Below are 3,146 nucleotides of genomic sequence, written 5' to 3' on the forward strand. Positions count from 1 at the left end.
ATCCCGTCAGCGCCCACCATATCTTTCTTGCCTAAATCCTGAATATTTCATAGAATTCGAAGTCTATAATAATTTGAAGATTTCAGACTATGAGAAATCCATATCAGCGCAAGGCAGCGATCAAATCGCAAAATACCGCCTACGATCCGCTACAAGTTTATAAAAATTTTATTGAAGCTATTGTTGCCCAAGGTGGCATTTTTGCACTTTACCAAGAGGGCTGGGCTTTATGTGCCACGCCGACAGGACAGCGTGCTTTCGCGACCTGGCAAAGCAAAGGTCTGGCCAGACTACTCATTAAAGATAACTGGGCCAATTACCAGATTCAGGAAATTACCCTCAAAGATTTTGTTGAAAAGGTCATTCCTTTCTTACGTCAGGAAAGCACTATTGTGTCATTGGATCTGACACCGGAAGGGCAGAATATTCTGGTTGCGCCTGAAAAACTTTTGCTGGATCTTAAAAACTACCTGTATCAGGTCTATGTACAGAAACCTGAACTATTCAAAAATCCAGCGATCCCTTCGCCAAGGCATATCCGTTTAAATTAATTTAGTGTTTAAGTCACTTATTTAAATAGTGAATATTCATTGAGCAGCCAGCCACTCAAAAAGGCAAAATATTCTCTTAACCAGGAGTTATAGCGCAGATAAAGGGGAGTACTGGCACTCAAACTAATCACTTGCTGATAACCTTGGTGTCTGGCAATGGCACGAGCACGAGGACTATGAAAATCACTGGTTGCAATCGCAACAGGATCATTTTGACTTATATTTTGTTGTTCCAAGATTACTTGAGAATACATCAGGTTTTGAGCAGTACTTCTGCTTCGATCTTCAAGTTGAATGGGGTTGATGAGTTCTGGATAGGTGGTGTTGATATAGTGCTGCATGACTTCAGCTTCACTTTGCCTTTCCCGATAATTACGTCCACCTGTCATAATTATTAAAGCATCTGGGTAGTGTGCTGCATATTTTGCTACAGTATCCAGACGGCTTTTTAAGATGGGTGACGGCTGTCCATTTGAAATCCCGCTACCTAAAACCAGAATAGCGGCAGGAGGCTGTGTAGAAATATTTGAATGAATGGACATCTGGATATAAGCGAAGAAAACCACGACACTGATCATCCAGAGCAAAAATCCGGCCCAGAGGCTGTTCCAGAACCAGATTCTAAATCTGGAGTGCTGTTTCCAGCGTTGAATGTTTGAAAAGAGTAAAACATACAGAACCAATGCTATGCTAATGAAAATTGGCAAAAGAACACCGAAATGTCTTTGTCCCTGACTTATTAACCAGAAGCTGTTTATGCCAAGGATCAAACCAAAGATCAGGCTGAGACTTCGTTTAAGTTGGCTGGATATTTGGATACTCATATTTTTATTAATCTTTTTATCTTTTCTTCTATCTTATTAATAAAAAACCGGGCATGAAGCCCGGTCTTTTATAGATCAGCTGATCTTAATATACATCACGACGATAACGACCATCCAGACGTAATTGATCTACTGTGCTTTCACCGAGAATTTCAATCAGAGCCTGATCGACATCGCTGGCCATGCCATTAATGCTACCACATACATAAATTACGGCGCCTTGAGCGACCCAGAGTTTCAATTCTTCAGCTTGCTCACGCAATTTATGATGCACATAAACTTTTTCCTGCTGGTCACGAGAGAAAGCAAGGTCCAGTCGTTTTAATGTACCCATTTGCAGCCAGGCCTGAATGGTTTCTTCAAAGAAGAAATCATGGGCACGCTGACGTTCACCAAAGATGAGCCAGTTCTGAGTATAGTCCTGACGGTTACGCGCACTCAGCAAGCTCATCAAACCTGCGATCCCCGTACCATTACCAATACAGATAATCGGACGGTTATCTGCAATCAGATGGAAAGATTCATTCTTGCGAATACGCAGGGCAATCGGTGAATTTAGGGCAGTATGCTGTGTTAACCAGCCTGAGCCCAGACCTAACTGGCCTTGTGCATCAGATTGCTGACGCACGACCAGACGTAGCACTTGCTGACTTGGAATACTGGCAATCGAATATTCACGTGTAGCCAGAGCCGGCAATTGCTGTAATAGCTCATCTACTGAATCAAAAGGATCAACTTGAGTCAGATCACGATCCCATAGTGCCTGTTCGATACTTTGCTTCAGAGAAGGCACCTGTGTACTCGCGGCAATACGGTATTTCTCCATAAATGCACGGATACGTTCAGGGCTGTTTCCTGGTTGGATTTCGGCAATATCGCCTGCCTGCCACACGGCTTCATGCTGTGGAACCAGTTCAATGTTAAACGCAGGTGCACCCAGACTGTCTGGATTCAGCAATTCACGTTTGCTCAAAGTCCATTGATCAAAGGTTTTATCGATACCCATATCCTGCAATTCAAATTGAGTCACATGGGCAAGGGCATTGGTCCATTGCTGGATATGCTCATTATTTGCATTATCCACTTCGATAGTCTTGAAGAGCTGCTTGGCACCATTCTGCTGTAACCACTGGTCAATACGATGACCGAAGCTGCAATAGGTATCCGGGTATTCCTGAGAGCCTAGAGCCAAAACTGCATAATTGAGATGGCTGAGATCTGCTTTGGCAGACAGAATTTTCTTTTCGAAAGATGAAGCCAGGTCAGGCGCTTCACCTGTGCCATAAGTACTGGCTACAAATAAAACCTGTTCTGCCTGTTGCAGATCTGCAAGGCTTAACTGTTGTACTGCTTTAACGCTGACAGGTTGACGTGCTTCCTGTAAGGCAGTGGCCGTGCGCCATGCCAGTTGTTCAGAGACACCTGTTTGTGAGGCATACGTAATCAGCCAAGGCTTGGTATTTGGATCCAAAGGCAGGGCAGTTGCGCCTTGGCGTGCAGCCAGAGTAAGTTTTTTCTGCTTGCGACGTTTCAGATAGAGCATCCAGCCAGTCACGAAGAACAATGGCATTAATAATGCAGCAATCATGACCAGGAACTGGTACACAGGACCAAAGAAGCTGCCACGGTGCACCGGTAACATGCTGCTCATGATTTTTTCATTGAGCTTCTTATCTTCATAGAGCTGGACTTCGGTAAATTCAGCACTGCGATAATTATAAGTCGCATTGTTGCGGGCACGTTCATGCTGTGCCACAGGGTCAACAAAACT

At 44.0% G+C, this 3,146-nt stretch carries 3 protein-coding genes; 1 reads left to right on the top strand and 2 read right to left on the bottom strand.

The window, feature by feature from the left end; all coding sequences use genetic code 11:
- Window positions 1-89 precede the first annotated feature (89 nt).
- Window positions 90-551 (top strand): DUF2750 domain-containing protein, encoded by a 462-nt coding sequence (locus tag B4J23_RS06140; protein WP_004784968.1) that lies wholly within the window; start codon window positions 90-92, stop codon window positions 549-551.
- Window positions 552-568: 17 nt separating this feature from the next.
- On the opposite strand, the gene B4J23_RS06145 is transcribed toward B4J23_RS06140, so the two are convergent.
- Both B4J23_RS06145 and B4J23_RS06150 read right to left on the bottom strand, forming a co-directional pair.
- The gene (locus B4J23_RS06145) at window positions 569-1,363 is read right to left on the bottom strand and encodes a YdcF family protein (RefSeq protein ID WP_313484305.1); all 795 of its coding nucleotides are present in this window, start codon (window positions 1,361-1,363) and stop codon (window positions 569-571) included.
- Between the two features lie 97 nt (window positions 1,364-1,460).
- A partial coding sequence (locus B4J23_RS06150; protein ID WP_291359325.1) for a sulfite reductase flavoprotein subunit alpha occupies window positions 1,461-3,146 on the bottom strand: 1,686 nt, incomplete at its 5' end.

This window comes from Acinetobacter sp. UBA3025, assembly GCF_002367915.1.
In the GTDB taxonomy this organism is placed as follows: domain Bacteria; phylum Pseudomonadota; class Gammaproteobacteria; order Pseudomonadales; family Moraxellaceae; genus Acinetobacter.